Raw genomic sequence first — 17,703 nt, 5'->3', positions numbered from 1 at the left:
ACTGAAACAATCTCGGCAACTATCTCGGCGAGACTTTCCCGAAAGGAGTCGGCGTGTTCGGAGCCATCGGAACATTCGTCTTCCGGATGCGCTTTGCCGTCATCGCGGTGTTGGTCGCCATCATGGGCGGCCTCGGCCTCTACGGACTCGGCCTCGGCAACCACCTGTCGCAGAGCGGCTGGTTCGACCCGACCGCCCAGTCGTCGAAGGGTTCGGTCGTCGCCGACACCGCCTTCGGCCGCGACCATCGCTCCGACGTCATCCTCCTCATCACCCCGCCCGCAGGCACGCAGGTCGACGACAAGGAGTTCGGCACCAAGGTCGAGAAGGTCGTCGACGATCTGCTGCAGCAGCATCCCGATGTGGTGCAGCGAGCAGCTGAGGCTCCCGATTCGACCGATCAGCAGGCCTACGAGAACGCGCTGCGCAACAACCACGAGATCATCGACCCCTTCTATCTGAAGGACGACACGGTCGCGCAGAAGGCGGCACAGGACACCATCAGGTCGCGGACGTTCACCGCGGACAAGAAGCAGGCCTTCATCAGCATCGGCGTCGCGGGCAACGACGACACCTCGGTGCTCGCGAACTACCAGAAGGTCGAACCGTTCCTGCAGGGCGTCGTCGACGATCCCGGCAAGTACGGTCTCGAGGGCACCCGATTCCAGTTGGCCGGCCTCCAGCCCGTCGCAGGAGCAATGGCCAGCGGCATGGACGACGACATCCGACGCGCCGAGGTCATCGCGCTTCCGCTGGTCGCGGTGATGTTGTTCTTCATCTTCGGCGGTGTCATCGCCGCCTGTCTCCCGGTGTTCATCGGCGGTCTGACCATCGCGGGCTCGCTGGGCATCATGAACATCATCGCCCAGCTCACCGAGCTCAATATCTTCGCGCAGTCGGTGGTCACCCTGATCGGCCTCGGCATCGCGATCGACTACGGCCTGTTCATCGTCAGCAGATTCAGAGAAGAACTCGCAGAGGGTTACAGCACCAAGGCCGCGGTACGAAGAACCGTGATGACCGCGGGACAAACCGTGGTCTTCTCGGCGACCATCATCGTCGCCGCCATCGCATGTCTGCTGATGATGCCGCAGGGCTTCTTGAAGTCAGTCGCGTACGGCGCGATCTTCTCGGTGTCGTTGGCCGCGATCCTCTCGATCACGGTGCTGCCGGCCATCCTGAGCATCCTCGGACCGAAGATCGACGCCTTCGGGCTGCCGTTCCTCCGGCGCACCAAGACCAAGGCCGAGATCGAGAACGGCTTCTGGGGCCGCCTGTCGGGGTGGGTCATGCGCCACCCGGTCGCCACCGCGGTGCCGACCGTCCTGATCCTGCTCGTCCTCACCATCCCGATCGGCGGCATCAAGTTCGGCGGCATCAGCGAGGCTTATCTGCCGCCGGACAACCCGAGCCGTGTCGCGCAGGAGGACTTCGACAAGGCGTTCCCGAAGGAACGCACCGAAGAGGTCAAGCTCGTCATCTCCTACGACGTCAACGACCCCGACAGCGGCACCAAGATCCAGCAGATCGCCGACGAGGCCAACAAGATCCCCGGCTTCACCAAGCAGTTCAGTCCGTCGGCCGACGACGGAGCACTCACCGGGACCTACGGCTTCAACGGTCCGCAGGTCATCCAGATGTCGGCGGGTCTGGTCAATCGCGATACCGCCGGCGCGGCCGTCAAGGACCTGCGCGCCATCGACAAACCCGCGGGCATCCAGATGTGGGTGGCCGGAACTCCGGCACTCGTGCAGGACTCCATCGACGCCCTGCTCACCCGACTGCCCCTGATGGCGATCCTGCTCGTCCTGGTCACCGGATTACTGATGTTCCTGGCGTTCGGCTCGCTGGTGCTACCGATCAAGGCAGCACTGATGTCGGCGCTGGGTCTCGCCGCGACGCTGGGCATCTTGACGTGGATCTTCGTCGACGGTCACGGCGCGTCGATCGCCAACTTCACGCCCGGCCCGCTGTTTGCGGCGGTCCTGGTGCTGATCATCGCGATCGTGTTCGGTTTGTCCACGGACTACGAGATATTCCTGTTGTCCCGCATGGTCGAAGCGAGACAGAAGGGCGCGAGCACCACGGAAGCGGTCCGCGTCGGTACAGCACACACGGGTCGGATCATCACCGCGGCGGCTGCGATTCTCATCGTCGTGACGGGCGCTTTCGGTCTGTCCGACATCGTGATGATGAAGTACATCGCGTACGGCATGATCGCGGCCCTCATCCTCGACGCGACCATCATCCGCATGTTGCTGGTGCCGTCGACGATGAAGCTGCTCGGCGACGACTGCTGGTGGGCACCGCGCTGGATGAAGACCATGCAGCGCAAGATCGGCCTCGGCGAGACGATCCTCGACGACGAGCCCGACGCCAAGGTCGCCGGTGCGGGCGCCGGCACGCAGGGTATGCGCGCGGGCACGCTGATCTCCGAGGTACCGACGACCGCCATGCGGGCAGCTCCCCGTGCCGCCGCAACGGTCTCGGCGGGCGCGGCCACACGCTCCATGCGCGCCGGTTCGGCGCCGCGGCCAACCCCCGCGCCCCAGCCGACCCCGGCGCCGCAACCGATGCAACGTCGCGCTGCGCAGCCGGCTGCCCAACCTCCTACTGCGCAACCTGCAGCAACCCAGCCGGCAGCGCGCAGCGGGCCGTCACGGCCGCCGTCGGACCGACGCCCCGCCCTGCGCGACCAGCGTCCCGCACAGACTCTCGACGAGATCGAGCCGGTACGTACGCGCACCGCTCGCCCGCCGTCACCGCGTCGTCAGAAGTCCGATCGTCCCGACACCGGCGGGTGGATGCTCGGCGAAGGCGGCATCCGCCTGAACCAGCCGCAGTCAGGCGCCACGGGCCCGTCGCCGCTGGGTCGACGCCCCGATCTCGACAAGACCGGCAAGCGTCCGCTCGTCGCGTCACTGTCGCCGGAGCAGGCGCGGGCAACGCAGCAACGCGCACCCGAGGGTGCACAGTCGCCGATGGAGCGGGGCCTCTCCCCCGACGCGGCGCGCCGAGCACAGCCACCCGTCGCACCGGGCGAGGAACATCAGACCCGCACGACGCCGCCTCGGCGTTCGCGCCCCGACGATGGACCGAGTCGGTCCGATCGCCACGCACGCGCCGACGAGACGCCAGGCGAGAACCGGCAGATCAGCGTGCAGGAGTTGTTGCGCCGCAGCCGTTCCGGCGAGTAGCAGGTCAGCTCACTCGTCGTCGATCCCGTGCTCGATCGCGTACCGCGCGAGTTCGACACGGTTGCCGAGCTGTAGTTTGCGCAACGTCGACTGCACGTGATTCTCGACGGTCCGGTGGCTCAAGGTCAGCTTCCGGGCAATCTGCTTGGCGCTCATGCCCTTTGCGACGTAGCGCAGCACCTCGGTTTCACGCTCGGTGAGCACCGGGGTCTGTGGCGCACGGTCGGGTTCTGACGACATGCGCCGGAATTCACCGAGCACGAGACCCGCGAGTCCCGGTGTGAAGACCGCCTGGCCGGCAGCGGTCGCCCGCACCGCGTCGATCAGTTCCTCCTTCGACGCACTCTTGACCAGATAGCCACTCGCGCCGGCCTTTACGGCGTCGAGGACGTCGTCGCGCTCGTCAGACGCCGACAAGACCAACACCCGCGTCTTCGGCGACACCTCGAGGACCGCCGCGGTGGCCTCCGCCCCGTTGCCGTCGGGCAGTTGCATGTCCATGAGCACGACGTCGGGTCGCACCGCACCGGCACGACGCCCCGCCGCGCCGGACGAATCGGCGGTCGCCACGATCTCGAACCCCGCGTCGGAGAGATCGCGCGCCACCCCGTCCCGCCACATCGGGTGGTCGTCGACAACCATCACCCGCAGTCGGCTGGCATCTTGCGTATCGCTCATTTCTTCTCCCGCGTCACCGGTACCGTCAGTTCCCACTCCGTGCCTATTCCCTCGTCGGAGTCGAGTATCGCTGTGCCACCGAGCGATTCGATTCTCGCGACGATGGACTGCGCGACGCCGAGCCTGCCGGCGCGACGCGCCTCGTCGAGCCGTCCCGCCGCGATACCCACACCGTCGTCGCGGACACTCACGACCACGGTGTCGTCGAGGTCTTCGAGGAGTACGTAGGCCCGCGCCCCCGCACCCGCGTGATGTGTGACGTTGTCGAGTGCGTTGATCACCGCAGCGCTGATCTCGCGTGCCGTCGTCGCGTCGATGATCACCGGGTCCGCGGGCGCGCTCACCGCGGCGACGTCACCACCGGCAGCGCGCAGCAGCGCGGTCAGATCCGCAGTCCCACACGTCGATTCACCGCCGACGTCGACATCGGAGATCAGGCGACGCAAGGCGACCTCCTGAGTTGCCGCGAGGTCGGCGAGTTGCGCTGTCGGACCGCCTATCTCACGCCCACGTTTGGAGATGAACGAAAGTACCTGAAGCACACCGTCATGCACCTCGCGGGACAGTCTCTCGCGTTCGGTCGCAGCCGCCGCGACACGCGCAGCAGCGGCCAACTCCGCCTGCGCCCGACGGGCGTTGACCGCGGCGAGTCCCACCGCGACGCCAGACGCCATCATCACGAGGATCGTCGCGTTGCGGCCGAAGTTGAGGTCGAGCCAGCCCTTGACGAAAGCGCTTGTGCCGCCGACGACCAGACCTGCAACGAGGCCGACGATCGGCCCGCCGAGCAGTGCCGCCGAGATCACCGAGTTGGTGGCCCACAGCGTCGTCGGCCATGTCTGATTGTTCAGCGCCCATGATTCGCTGGCCACATACGATGTCGACAGCATGAGTGCGCAGGCGATCACCAATTCTGCGCCGACCCAATACCAATTGCGGCCGAAGCCAACGTAATACGCGATGCCGCAGGCCACGGTCCACGCGGTGAGCAATCCGAACAACACCCACGTCACACCCGGGTGCAGCAGATCGTCGTCGATCGCGATCCGGAAGCCGAGCGCGTAGAGGTACGACAACAGTCGCAGCACCTGCGCGCCGCGCCAGAGCGGCGTGACCGGATCACTTCTCATGACGTCTCGTCGGGGTCCTTCGCGGGCGTGGTGTCACCGGGCGCTGTGTCGTCGGTTGCCGTGTCTCCCGTGTCGTCCACGCGAGCACCATCACCGTCGAGCCCTCGCTCGACGTCGGCCTCGGCGTCGGCTTTCGAGACACCGACGCCCTCCTCGACCGCGACGCCCGCCGAGGCGGTCGCGGCATCGAGATCTCGGTTGTCCCAATGAGGTTCGTCGGGTTCGGCGTAGTGATACGAACCCTCACCACTCGAGATCGGCAGGTTGCGGTGGCCCGCGAGATATCGCACGGCGGTATTCGCGAACGCGATGATCGGTACGGCGAACAGGCCGCCGATGATCCCCGCCCCGACGATGCCCGCGGCGATTGCGAGGATCACCGCGACGGGATGCAATCGCACCGACCTGCCGAGCAGGAACGGTTGCAGCACATGGCCTTCGAGCTGCATCACGCCGACGAGGATGGCCAATACGATCACGGCGGTCAGCCAGCCCTGCGTGACCAGCGCGATCACGACGGCGAGCGAACCACTGATCAGTGCGCCGACGATCGGTATGAACGAGAACAGGAAGATCACCGTTGCCAGCGGCAGGGCCAGCGGAACGCGCAGGATCGCCAGCCCGATGCCGATACATACGGCGTCGACGAGGGCGACGATCACCGTCGCACGCACGTAGCCGACAAGGGTGCCGAAGCCCGCGACTCCCGCGGCAGCGACCCGACCTCGGGTATTGCGAGGTACGAGTCGGCAGCAGAACTCCCAGATCTGACCGCCGCCGTAGAGGAAGAAGATCGTCAGGAAGACCATCAGCAACGCGCCGGTGACCAGTTCGGTCGCCGTCGTTGCCGTGGCGACGGCACCACCGGCGAGTTTGGCCTGGTTGTGCTCCATCAGGTTGATGATGTTCGACCCGAGGTTGCGCACCTGCGATTCGTCGACGTCGAGTGGGCCGTCGACCAACCACTCCCGGGTGCGGTCGATGGTGACCGTGATCTCGGCGGTCAGTGCGGGGAATCCGTGGACAAACGCTCGGCCGACAAACGTCAGGACGGTCGCAACGACACCAAGCGCGACCAGCATCATCACGACGACGGCGAGCGAGCGCGGCAGACCCTTCCGATCGAGCCAGTCGACGCCCGGCACAAGGAATGCCGACACCAGAATCGCCAGCGCAACCGGAACGAGTACCTCGTCGAATTGCAGGAACAGACGCCCGAGGACGTAGATGGCGAGGAGGATCAGCAGGAGCCGCCAGACCCACTCGGCTGTGGCACGGACAAACGGGTGGACCTTGGATCGGTCGAGCTCGGCCAGCGACCTGCCCGACGCACCCGCTTCTGCATCTTCGGGATATCCGTCGTTCGTTCGAGCGGCATGGTCCACGGAAGTCACACTAGCTGTCGTTACCCTTGGCCGTATGACGTCGGATACACCGGCGGTCCACCGCACCGCCACGCGCTCACGCTTCTGGTGGGTTCGGTGGGTGCTGGTGGCGGTCGTGGTGGTCGTCCTGGCGGTCGAGATCGTGCTGATCTGGCCGAAACTCGAAGAGGCCGCGCACCGAATCGGTGATCTCGATTGGGTGTGGCTCGTCGCGTGCATCGTCGCCGCATTGCTCTCGATGGACAGCTTCGCGCAGGTACAGCGAGCGCTGCTGCGCTCGGCGGGTGTCCGTGTGTCCGAGTGGAAGTCGCTGTCGGTGGTGCTCGCCGCGAACTCGGTCAGCCAGACGCTGCCGGGCGGTCAGGTGCTCGCGCCTGCCTTTACCTACCGCGAGACCCGAAAGTGGGGTGCCACTCCCGTCATCGCGTCGTGGCAGGTCGTCATGTCCGGACTGCTCGCGGGTGTGGGACTCGCAGTGCTCGGCTTCGGTGGCGCACTGCTCGCGGGCGCCAAGACCAGCCCGTTCTCGGTGGTCTTCTCCGCGGTCGGATTCATCGCGGTGGCTGTCGTGCTGCAGTACCTCGCCAGCCATCCGGAGTCGTTGCAGTCGACAGGCGAACGCGTACTCGGCTGGATCAACCAGGTACGCAGCAAGCCGGCCGATCACGGGGTGGCGCGGCTGCTGGAGACACTCGAACAGCTGCGGGCCGTCCAGCTCACGCGCCGCGACACCAGCGTCGCCTTCGCGTGGAGCTTGTTCAACTGGATCGCCGACGTCGCATGTCTGATGTTCGCGTGCTGGGCGGTCGGGGCTCATCCGAGCATCTCCGGCCTGATGGTCGCCTACGCGGCGGGCAAGGCGGTCGGTACCGCCATCCCGCTGCTCCCCGGAGGCATCGGTGTGGTCGACGCCGTGCTCGTCCCGGCGCTGACCAGTGCGGGGATGCCTGCCGCCGACGCGCTGACAGCGGTGCTCGTCTACCGCATCATCAGCTATGTGTTCATCGCCTTGATCGGGTGGATCGTCGTGTTCTTCCTGTTCCGGTCGCGTATCCGAACCGACGATTCGATCGGCGAGGAGATCGATCGCGACGTCGAGTCGGGCGATTTCGACCCGGCCGCGAATCCCGGGCAGAAGGAGTTGGGGCCCGAGCCGCCCCCCTCATGAAAGCCCCACCCCGCGACCCGCAGCACGTCGTCGACGGTGGGTGGCGCTACCGTGGATACCCATGTCGAAGTCTGACGTGAGCGATCCGACCAGCAGTCGGCACTCGACGACGTTTCCGCTGGCCGCGGCAGCGCTCTGCGACGCCGTCGCCGTCGTCGTGTTCGTACTGATCGGCAGGGCGAATCACCACGACGGCTTCGCGCTGATCGGAGTGCTGCAGACCCTGTGGCCGTTCCTGGTCGCCACCGCCGCGGGCTGGTCGATTGCCTACGTCTATGCGCACGTCCGGTCGAGTGAATGGTTCGGCAGCGACTTCCGACCTGCCCGCATCATCCCGTCAGGTCTGATGATCTGGATCTGCACCGTCGCGATCGGCATGGTGCTGCGCTACCTGCTGCACCAGGGCGTCGCTCTGAGCTTCATCATCGTCGCGACCATCGCGCTCGGCCTGTTCATGCTCGGCTGGCGCGCGGTCGTCGCCTACGCGATGCGGAAGTACTTCTGAGCGACCTGTAGCGCAGCGGTCCCCGACTTCTCACCCTCGGTGTAGATCACGATGACCTTGCCGCCCTGGATGCCGACGAACCAGCCCGGACCCTGCGGTCCGTTGGTGCCGACCAGCGCTTTCAGGCCGGGCGCACGGGTCAGGTCACTGGCGTCGCCGGTCTTGGCCGTTGTCGTCATGGCCGCGAGGATCGGTGCGCTCACCGACTTGTCGATCGCGCCGAGCGAACCTCCGTCGACCTTGGTCGGCGCTCCCGAGATGACTGCGGGAGCAACCGAGCTCTGATCCCCCGCATCAGCGCGTGCCATCGACACACCGAGCGCAGCCATGTTCAGCATGGTCGCCGTCGCCGACTGTGGTCGATAGTCGATGGTCGCGACGCCTGGCTTCGGCGTCGTCGGCGTCGACGCACCGGGAACCGTGAAGGTGACGCCGAGCCCCAGCCTGTCGAGCGCCGTGTCCGACGACTCCTTGTTCGACGACTGCTTCTGCGACGTGGCCTTGTCGACGGCCGAGAAGACGGGATCGAGTGTCGCGCCGACCGGATACGCCTGGTCGACGCTGTTGCCGCGCTCGGCCGCGTAGTCGTTCTGCGCAAGCCCGAGAATCCGGCCCGACCCGGCGTCGAGCGCCATGATGGTCGCGGGTTGCCCGACCTCGACGGCCGCGTCACCGAGGGTCAACTGCACCTGCTGGTTGATCGACGTCGCCACGTCGGGACCGGGAGGCCCCTGCTCACCCGCGAGCTTGCGCGGCGCGAGACCGGGGCCGACCATCTGGACCTGCCATCCGGCCGTCGCGTCGCGGATCGCCTGCCAGTAGTTGGTCAGTGCCGGTTCCAGGGGCGACGAGAGTCGACGGTCGGCCATGACGAGCATGCCGGTCTTGTTCACCGAGACTCCGGGAACCGCAGCAGGATCGCTGGTCATCACACCCATGTCGGGATCGCGCAGGGTCACCGCGACGATCGGCTTGTCCGGTGTCGCCGCGAGCTTCGCGTTGATCACCTCGGGTGTGATCAGCGGCGCGATCGGCGCCAGCGTCCGCGAGAGGGCGCGCACCGACGCTTGCAGATCCTTGGTCTTGGCCGGGTCGAGAATGATCTCGTTGACCGGCGCCAACACCATGAACGGCTTGCCGGACACGCTGTTGACCGTCGGGGCCGGCCGCGCATCGGTCCGGATCTCACGGAGGTTGCCGCCGACGGGCAACCCCTGGGCCAGAAGAGCGGGATCCCACGTGATCTTCCAGCCGGAACTCAGGTGTCGAGCAGTACCCGACGTCGCCGACTCGAACGAGCGGTCCTTGTCCCACCGCCAGGTGGTCTTCAGATTGAACGACGCGGTGCCGTCGCTGTACTCCTCCGGCTTGTCGACGTCGACGTCGATCGATTGAGGGTTCATCGCGGTAACGGTCTGCGTCAGGGCATCCGCCGCCTGTCCGGGGGCGGTGGTGAACGACGCTGCTGCGGTGGCGTCTTTCCTGCTCAGTGCGCTGGCGAACTCGCTGACCGCCGCCGCGGCACCGGTGTCTGGACCGCTCGTGACCATTCGCCAGGTGACGAAACCACCGGCACCGACGAGGACTACGCAGGCAACAAGAGCTACCCACCGCAAGCAATACTTCATAGTCCCATTCTTCACTTTAGTCACACGAGTAACACCATCAACCTGCTTGCGGTCGGAACTCGGACTAGTCACGATCTCGTCTCGGCCCCCGTCGGTCTCACGGTCGGCCGTGCGATCGGGGGCGTCGGCCAGGGACTTCGCGGTGGCCGGGTCGATGAGCTTCTCGCCGTCGGAATCATCGTCTCGCGGACCGGAGTCGACGAGGAGGTCTGAACCCTCAGCCACGCCGGAGTCAACCTCTGCTGCAGCGCGGTGGCGGCCTGAACTCCGCGTCAGAGCCGATGCCCATAATGGGTCATGGTCTTCACGGTGCTCCGGGCCGAAGTCCGGGAGGTGACGTCGACCGATTGGTTGACCTCCCGTCACTCGTTCTCATTCGGCGATCATTACGATCCATCAAACACCCATCATGGACTTCTCATTGCATGCAATGAAGAAGTTTTACTACCCGGACATGGATTCGATGCCCACCATCATTCGGATTCCGAAATCGTCACCTGGGTGGTCTCCGGCACGTTGGTGCACACGGACTCCGCTGGTCACACCGGCGTCGTCTATCCCGGTCTCGCCCAACGAATGAGCGCCGGCTCCGGCATCGACCACACCGAACGCAACGATCCGTGGCCTGACCTGCACGAATCGGGTTCCGAACCGGTCCACTACATACAGATGTGGCTGGTACCCGACGAGTACGGCATCACGCCGTCGTACGAGCAGCGCGACATCTCCGCAGCACTCGCCGGGGGCGATCTCGTCGCCGTGGCGTCGGGCGACCCATCGGTCGATGCCGCGATCACGATCAGCAACCGCGCCGCGACGCTTTTCGCCGTCCGTATCGCACCGGGCGCCTCTGTCGGCATCCCCGACGCCCGGTTCACCCATGTCCTCGTCGTCGACGGCCGGGCCGTGCTGTCCACAACAGATCAGGCCGCCGAGATCACCCTCGCAGCAGGCGACGCTGCGCGCGGCGTCGACACCTCCGGGGCCACGCTGCGCACGGACGCGGGAGATGGACCCGCCGAGATTCTGATCTGGGCCATGGACAAAGCACTCGGAGAGCCGTAACTCAACTGAAGGTAGCCGGGCGGCGTGACAGGATGGATGCCGTGACTGCTTCGAAGACCGATTCCCTTCCCTCCGGCATCGACCTCGAGTGGGTCGACGACGCCGTCCGCGTTCAGGACGACCTGTTCGCCCACGTCAACGGCAAGTGGCTCGACACCCACGAGATCCCCGACGACCGTTCCGTCGACGGAGCGTTCCACGTGTTGCGTGACCGCGCGGAGGAGAACGTCCGCGACATCATCACCGCATGCGCCAAGGCCGATCCGCCGAGCGGCTCCGACGCCCAGAAGATCGGCGATCTCTTCGGGTCGTTCATGGACACCGACCACATCGAGGCACTCGGGATCGGTCCGATCCGCGGTGAGATCGAAGCCATCGAAGCGGTCGCGTCGACCGACGAACTCTCCGGCCGCATCGGTCGCCTACAGCGCCACGGCGTCGGCGGACTCTTCGGTTTCTACGTCGACACCGACGCCAAGCAATCCGATCGATACCTGGTGCACGTGGTGCAATCGGGTCTCGGACTGCCCGACGAGTCGTACTACCGCGACGACAACCACGCGGAAACCCGTGAGGCATACCGCGATCACGTCTCGCGAATGTTCGCGCTCGCAGGCTACGGCGACGCCGACCAGCGCGCGACCACCGTCCTCAACCTCGAGACCGCCATCGCGGGCCATCACTGGGACGTGGTTCGACGACGCGACGCCGACCTCACCTACAACCTCTTCACGCTCGGCGAGTTCGATTCGCTCGCTTCGGGTTTCAACCTCCACGAGTGGTTCGGCGGCCTCGGTACCGTCGGAGACGTCACCTTCGCGGAGGTCGTGGTCAGTCAGCCGTCGTTCATCGACGACGTCACCACCCTGTTCGCCGAGTCGCCACTCGAGCACTGGAAGACGTGGCTGACCTGGCGGCTGCTGCATTCGGCCGCGTCGTACCTGTCGTCGGAGTTCGTCGACGAGAACTTCGCTTTCTACGGCCGCACCCTCACCGGAGCCGAGACCATCCGCGACCGCTGGAAGCGCGGCGTCGGATTCGTCGAGGGCGCAATGGGATTCGCCGTCGGTAAGCTCTACGTCGAGGAGCACTTCCCACCCGAGGCCAAGGCCCGGATGGACGAGCTCATCGCCAACCTCGTTGCGGCGTACCGCCAGAACATCTCCGACCTCCCCTGGATGACGCCGTCGACCCGTGAGCGCGCGTTGGTCAAGCTCGAGAAGTTCACCCCCAAGATCGGCTACCCCGCGCAGTGGCGCGATTACAGCGCACTGTCGGTCGATCGTGGCGATCTCATCGGAAACTACGCGCGCGCAGCATCATTCGAGAACGAGCGCGAGTTCTCGAAGATCGGCTCGCCCGTCGACCGTGACGAGTGGTTCATGACGCCGCAGACGGTGAACGCCTACTACAACCCCGGCATGAACGAGATCGTTTTTCCCGCAGCGATTCTGCAGCCGCCGTTCTTCGATCCCGACGCTGACGACGCCGCCAACTACGGCGGGATCGGCGCGGTGATCGGCCACGAGATCGGACACGGATTCGACGACCAGGGCGCCAAGTACGACGGCGACGGCAATCTCGTCGACTGGTGGAGCGATGCCGACCGCACCGAATTCTCCAAGCGCACAAAGGCATTGATCGAGCAGTACGGCGAGTTCACCCCCGAGGGACTCGACGACAAGTACAAGGTCAACGGCGAGTTCACCATCGGTGAGAACATCGGCGACCTCGGCGGACTGTCGATCGCACTCGTCGCCTACCGCCTCGCCACCGAGGGCACCGAGCCCCCGGTCATCGACGAATTGACCGGCATCCAGCGTGTGTTCTACAGCTGGGCGCAGATCTGGCGCACCAAGACCCGCGACGCCGAAGCGATCCGTCGACTCTCCATCGATCCCCACTCCCCGCCCGAATTCCGTTGCAACGGTGTGGTTCGCAACATCGACGCCTTCTACGACGCGTTCGACGTCGCCGAGGGCGACGAGTTGTTCCTGCCCGATGTGGACCGTGTCCGCATCTGGTAAGTCTCCGAGTTCCGGCGGCAACTCGGCGATCAGTGGCCCACGCCTCGCGAGCGCACTTCTGCGTCCGGCGCTCGCGGGGTTGGTGTTGCTCGTCGGCTATTTCCTGCTGCCGATCAACCAGGACAACGACGCCAAGTTCATCGGCCTTGTCGTGGGGGCACTGCTGCTGACCGCGTTCTGCGGCTGGGAGATTCGACATTTCATCCGGTCGCCGTATCCGGTCGCCACAGCCGTCGAGATGATCGCAGCACTCGCGACGTTCTATATCGTCGCCTTCGCCACCACGTACTTCCTGCTCTCCGAGTACGGCACCGACAGCTTCAATCTCCGACTCACGCGAGTCGACGCGCTCTACTTCAGCCTGACGGTGTTCACGACCACCGGCTTCGGCGACATCGCGGCGGCGTCGCAACCAGCGCGCATCTTCGTGTCGATCCAGATGGCGAGCAGCTTCGCCCTGATCGGCCTCGGCATCCGCCTTGTCACGCTGCTCGTCTCGTCGAAGCGCTCGTCCGACTGAGCAGCGCAGGGACCCCTGACTCAGCCAGGCATTTCGGGCAGCGTGCCAAGATAGACGGCATGGCCACCCCGCAGCGGACCGCGTCGTCGACCTCCCGTCTCCGCTGGCTCATCCCGGCACTCGGCATTCTCGCCTGGATCGTCGTCGGCTCGTTCACCGGACCGTTCGCGGGCAAGCTCGCGTCGGTCTCGACCAACGACAACACCGCGTTCCTGCCGGCCTCGGCCGAGTCGACCCGCGTCAACGACGAACTCGCGAAGTTTCAGGACACCAGCTACATCCCCGCGATCGTTGTCGCCGAACGTTCGTCGGGATTCACCGACGCCGACGCGACCTATCTGACCGACACCATCACGCCGCTCGCCGGGACCGAGGGATTCGGGAAGGCATTCTCACCGGCGATCCGCTCCGCCGACGGCAAGGCAGCCGAACTCATCGTGCCGATCTCGACGGCGGGTGAGCCCGCCGACACCGTCGAGAAGCTCCGCGATCTCCTGGCGAATCCGCCCAACGGGCTGAGCATCTACGTCACCGGTCCTGCCGGGCAGGTCGCCGACCTCGGCGAGGCCTTCGCGGGTATCGACGGCCTACTGCTGCTCGTCGCGGGCGCGGTGGTGATCGTCATTCTCGTCATCGTCTACCGCAGTCCCATCCTCCCGTTTGTCGTCATCATCTCGGCGGTCTTCGCGCTCGGACTCGCGTCCGGTGCCATCTACTTCTTGACCAAGCAGGGCGTTTTCGAGCTCAACGGTCAGAGCCAGGGCATTCTGTTCATCCTCGTGTTCGGCGCCGCAACCGACTACGCACTCCTCCTGGTGTCTCGCTTCCGTGAGGAGCTGACTCAGACAGCAGACAAGTATCAGGCGATCAAGGTTGCGTGGCGAGCGACGATCGAGCCGGTCGCGGCGTCGGCCGGCACGGTGATCCTCGGAGTGCTGTGCCTGCTGTTCTCCGACCTCAACTCCAATCGCAGCCTCGGCCCGGTTGCCGCGATCGGCATCGTGGCCTCATTCCTGGCGTCGATGACCTTCCTGCCCGCGGTTCTCGCGCTCCTCGGCCGAACCGCATTCTGGCCCGTCCGACCCCACCTCGCCGAGTCGGGCACCGAGACCTCGACGCATCGCTTCTGGCACAGGATCGCCGAAAAGGTCGCTGCCAAGCCGCGAGCCATCTGGGCATCCACCCTGATCGTGCTGCTCATCGGTGCCGCGTTCGCCCCGATGTTCCGCTCCGACGGCATCGCCCAGACCGACTTCTTCCTCGGCACCGTCGAGTCCGTCGAGGGCGCCGACGTCCAGGCGCGCCACTTCGACGCGGGCAGCGGCTCACCGACGTGGATCATCGTCGACGCCCCGCAGGCCCCGGCGGCTCTCGACGCCGTGAAGAGCGTCGACGGCGTCGCGCAGGCACAGGTCTACACCGCGGGCCAGACACCGGTGGTCCGCGACAACCGCGTGGCCATCGAGGCGACGCTGACCGACAACGCCGACTCGCTCGCAGCGCAGGACACCGTCGTGCGGATACGCGAGCGTGTCCATCCGATCGACAACGCGAACGCTGTCGTGGGCGGAACGACGGCCACCGACCTCGACACTCGCACCACCGCCGAACACGACCGCAATCTGATCATCCCGATCGTCCTGCTCGTGGTGCTCGCGGTGTTGATCCTGCTGCTACGCAGCATCGTTGCGCCGGTCATCCTGCTCGGCACCACTGTGCTGTCGTTCGCGACGACGCTCGGCGTCGCGGCGTTGCTTTTCAACGGACCGTTCGGTTTTCCGGGCGCAGACCCCGTCGTGCCGTTGTTCGCGTTCGTGTTCCTTGTCGCGCTGGGCATCGACTACAACATCTTCCTGATGACACGCGTACGCGAGGAATCGAAGACTCATGGCACGCGCCAGGGTGTGATCCGCGGGCTGACCGCGACCGGCGGCGTGATCACCTCGGCAGGTGTCGTGCTCGCCGCGACGTTCGCGTCGCTTGCCGTGATCCCGCTGCTGTTCCTCGCCCAGGTGGCGTTCCTCGTGGCGTTCGGCGTCCTGATCGACACGCTCATCGTGCGCACGTTGCTCGTGCCCGCGCTGTCGATCGACATCGGGCGACGAATCTGGTGGCCGAGCGCGCTGTCGCGCAAGAGTGAGACCGCACAGGGCGAGACCACCCAGGGTGAGACCATCCAGAAGGGGTCACCCCGGAGCGAGAACGCACTCGCGAACGGCGACGCAAGTGACGCGTGAGTAACCTGAGAGTTCGCGCAATCCAACCGGTCTGGTTCGATCGCGGCGCTAACGTCAGCATATGAGTTCCGAACGATCGTTGATCGGCGCGCCATGACGCTCGCCGACCGCCCATCCATCGCGCGTCAGGATTTCGCGTCACTGCGTCGCGGCGGCCTCAACTGGCAATCCCTGCCGCTGCGTCTCTTCGTGAAGGGCAACGCTCGGTTCTGGGACCCCACTGCCATCGACATGTCCCGAGACGCCGCCGACTGGTACGAGCTCGACGCCGAACAACAGCGCAGCGCAACGTTTCTCGTCGCGCAGTTCGTCGCGGGCGAGGAGGCGGTGACCCAAGACATCCAGCCGTTCATGAAGGCGATGGCCGCCGAGGGACGGTTCGGCGACGAGATGTACCTGTCGCAGTTCTGCTTCGAAGAGGCCAAGCACACTGAGGTATTCCGCCTCTGGATGGACGCAATCGGCCTCACCGACGACCTGAACCCCTACGTCGCCGACAACCCCTACTACCGACAGCTCTTCTACGAAGAACTTCCCGAATCACTTCACCGCCTCGACAACGATCCATCGCCGCTCAACCAGATCCGCGCCAGCGTCACCTACAACCACGTCATCGAGGGCTCACTCGCTCTGACCGGTTACTACGCCTGGCAGCGGATCTGCACCAGGCGCGGAATCCTGCCCGGCATGCAACGAATCATCAAGTTCATCGGCGACGACGAGCGTCGCCACATGGCGTGGGGCACCTTCACGTGCCGTCGCCATGTCGCGGCCGACGACAGTCTGTGGGAGGCGGTCGGCGTTCGGATGGGCGAACTGATGCCGCTCGCGCTCGGGATGATCGAGTGGGTCAACGCGCAGTTCGACGAGCCGCCGTTCGGAATCGACAACTCCGAGTTCCTCTCGTACGCCGCCGACCGCGCGCAGCGTCGACTCAGCGCCATCGAATCGGCGCGCGGCCGCCCCGTCGAGGAGATCGACCTCGACGTCTCGCCCGAACTGCTCGAAGAGCGCTTCGGCGAGGAGGACGCCGAATCCCTGGGCACCTGAGCACCCCAACTCGTGACAAGAAACTAGAACACGTTCTAGTCTGATCGTGTGGATGTCACCTACGACGAGACCAAACGCGAACTGAGCACCGCCAACGGCGTGCTGCGCTATCACGAAGCGGGCGACCCCGACGCGCCGCCGCTGATCCTGCTTCACGGCTCCGGCCCCGGCGTGACGGGTTGGCGCAACTATCGCGGCAACCTCGGGGTCTTCGCGGAGACACACCACTGCTTCGTTCTGGAGTTCCCCGGCTTCGGCGTCAGCGACCCGTGGGAGGGCATGCCGGTGCTCACCGCAGGCAAGTCCGTGCTCGCGTTCATGGACGCGCTCGGGATCGCCGCCGCACCGATGATCGGCAACTCGATGGGTGGCGTCGTCGGAGTCAATCTCGCAATTCGCAAACCCGACCGCGTCGAGAAGCTCGTCACCATCGGTGGCGTCGGGCCAAACCTGTTCAGCCCGAGCCCAAGTGAGGGACTGCGACTACTCCAAGAGTTCGCCGACGATCCCGACCGCGACAAGCTGATCCGCTGGCTCCGCGCGATGGTCTACGACAAGGACCTCGTCACCGAGCAGCTAATCTCCGAGCGGTGGGAGGCTGCGATGAATCCCGAAGCGCTCGCCACCGGCCGCGCGATGTACGGCTCGGCATCGTTCGAGATGCAACAGCAATTCCTCGCAACCTCCGACGTCCCGCCCTACTGGGCCATGATGCACAAGATCTCCTGCCCCACACTGCTCACCTGGGGCCGCGACGACCGCGTGAGCCCACCCGACATGGCCCTCGCCCCCATGCGTCTCATCCCCGACGCCGAGCTGCACGTCTTTCCCCGCTGCGGACACTGGGTGATGATCGAGGCCAAAGAGGCATTCGAGTCGACGGTCGCCGCGTTCCTCGCGCGCTGACGCGCCTGTGTCCGCTGGTTGAGCGCGACCCACCCCGCTGGTCGAGCGCGCCCTATCCGCTGGTTGAGCGCGACCCGCCCCGCTGGTTGAGTGCGCCTATTCCGCTGGTTGAGCCGGCGCGAGCTTGCGAGCACCGAAGTCGAAACCACCCCACCCCAGCCCCAACTCCTGTCTCTTATACACATCTGACGCTGCCGACGATCGCAT

Annotated in this window: 13 protein-coding genes; 9 read left to right on the top strand and 4 right to left on the bottom strand. The window is 65.8% G+C overall.

What is annotated here, in order from left to right; translation table 11 throughout:
- Positions 1-53 precede the first annotated feature (53 nt).
- On the top strand, positions 54-3,197 hold the full coding sequence (locus A5785_RS10755) for an MMPL family transporter (RefSeq protein ID WP_064866375.1): 3,144 nt from the start codon (positions 54-56) through the stop codon (positions 3,195-3,197).
- Between the two features lie 9 nt (positions 3,198-3,206).
- On the opposite strand, the gene A5785_RS10750 is transcribed toward A5785_RS10755, so the two are convergent.
- The 3 genes from A5785_RS10750 to A5785_RS10740 are packed head-to-tail and all read right to left on the bottom strand — an operon-like array spanning position 3,207 to position 6,390.
- Positions 3,207-3,875, bottom strand: coding sequence for a response regulator (locus tag A5785_RS10750; protein WP_064866373.1), 669 nt, complete (start codon positions 3,873-3,875; stop codon positions 3,207-3,209).
- On the bottom strand, positions 3,872-5,005 hold the full coding sequence (gene macS, locus A5785_RS10745; RefSeq protein WP_064866371.1) for a MacS family sensor histidine kinase: 1,134 nt from the start codon (positions 5,003-5,005) through the stop codon (positions 3,872-3,874). The genes A5785_RS10750 and macS overlap by 4 nt, the downstream gene beginning before the upstream one ends.
- A complete protein-coding gene (locus A5785_RS10740; protein WP_231894036.1) occupies positions 5,002-6,390 on the bottom strand; it encodes an AI-2E family transporter in 1,389 nt (462 codons plus the stop codon). Before A5785_RS10740 ends, macS begins: the two co-directional genes overlap by 4 nt.
- A gap of 34 nt (positions 6,391-6,424) precedes the next feature.
- Here A5785_RS10740 and A5785_RS10735 point away from each other — a divergent pair, with 34 nt between their 5' ends.
- Positions 6,425-7,558 carry a lysylphosphatidylglycerol synthase transmembrane domain-containing protein gene (locus A5785_RS10735; RefSeq protein ID WP_049700347.1) on the top strand — a complete coding sequence of 378 codons (1,134 nt, stop codon included), beginning with the start codon at positions 6,425-6,427 and terminating at the stop codon, positions 7,556-7,558.
- A gap of 61 nt (positions 7,559-7,619) precedes the next feature.
- Positions 7,620-8,063: a DUF3054 domain-containing protein gene (locus A5785_RS10730; protein WP_064866369.1), complete on the top strand. Its 444-nt coding sequence runs from the start codon at positions 7,620-7,622 to the stop codon at positions 8,061-8,063.
- Here A5785_RS10730 and A5785_RS10725 read toward each other — a convergent pair.
- Positions 8,039-9,691 (bottom strand): NTF2-like N-terminal transpeptidase domain-containing protein, encoded by a 1,653-nt coding sequence (locus A5785_RS10725; protein ID WP_082937791.1) that lies wholly within the window; start codon positions 9,689-9,691, stop codon positions 8,039-8,041. The genes A5785_RS10730 and A5785_RS10725 overlap by 25 nt on opposite strands.
- A gap of 297 nt (positions 9,692-9,988) precedes the next feature.
- Between A5785_RS10725 and A5785_RS10720 the strand changes: the two genes are divergently transcribed.
- From A5785_RS10720 to A5785_RS10695, 6 genes are all read left to right on the top strand, one after another.
- The gene (locus tag A5785_RS10720; protein WP_064866367.1) at positions 9,989-10,756 is read left to right on the top strand and encodes a pirin family protein; all 768 of its coding nucleotides are present in this window, start codon (positions 9,989-9,991) and stop codon (positions 10,754-10,756) included.
- Between the two features lie 32 nt (positions 10,757-10,788).
- The gene (locus A5785_RS10715) at positions 10,789-12,783 is read left to right on the top strand and encodes a M13 family metallopeptidase (RefSeq protein ID WP_064866365.1); all 1,995 of its coding nucleotides are present in this window, start codon (positions 10,789-10,791) and stop codon (positions 12,781-12,783) included.
- On the top strand, positions 12,758-13,303 hold the full coding sequence (locus A5785_RS10710; RefSeq protein WP_049700343.1) for a potassium channel family protein: 546 nt from the start codon (positions 12,758-12,760) through the stop codon (positions 13,301-13,303). The genes A5785_RS10715 and A5785_RS10710 overlap by 26 nt, the downstream gene beginning before the upstream one ends.
- Positions 13,304-13,362: 59 nt before the next feature.
- The gene (locus A5785_RS10705; RefSeq protein ID WP_064866363.1) at positions 13,363-15,540 is read left to right on the top strand and encodes an MMPL family transporter; all 2,178 of its coding nucleotides are present in this window, start codon (positions 13,363-13,365) and stop codon (positions 15,538-15,540) included.
- A 93-nt stretch (positions 15,541-15,633) separates the two neighbouring features.
- On the top strand, positions 15,634-16,590 hold the full coding sequence (locus tag A5785_RS10700; protein ID WP_064866361.1) for a R2-like ligand-binding oxidase: 957 nt from the start codon (positions 15,634-15,636) through the stop codon (positions 16,588-16,590).
- Between the two features lie 48 nt (positions 16,591-16,638).
- A complete protein-coding gene (locus tag A5785_RS10695) occupies positions 16,639-17,496 on the top strand; it encodes an alpha/beta fold hydrolase (RefSeq protein ID WP_064866359.1) in 858 nt (285 codons plus the stop codon).
- Positions 17,497-17,703: the final 207 nt, after the last annotated feature.

This window comes from Gordonia sp. 852002-50395_SCH5434458 (assembly GCF_001665905.1).
GTDB classification, from domain to species: Bacteria; Actinomycetota; Actinomycetes; order Mycobacteriales; family Mycobacteriaceae; genus Gordonia; species Gordonia jacobaea.
Note: the sequence above shows the minus strand (reverse complement) of the source record. Positions and strands in the feature narration are given on the sequence as shown.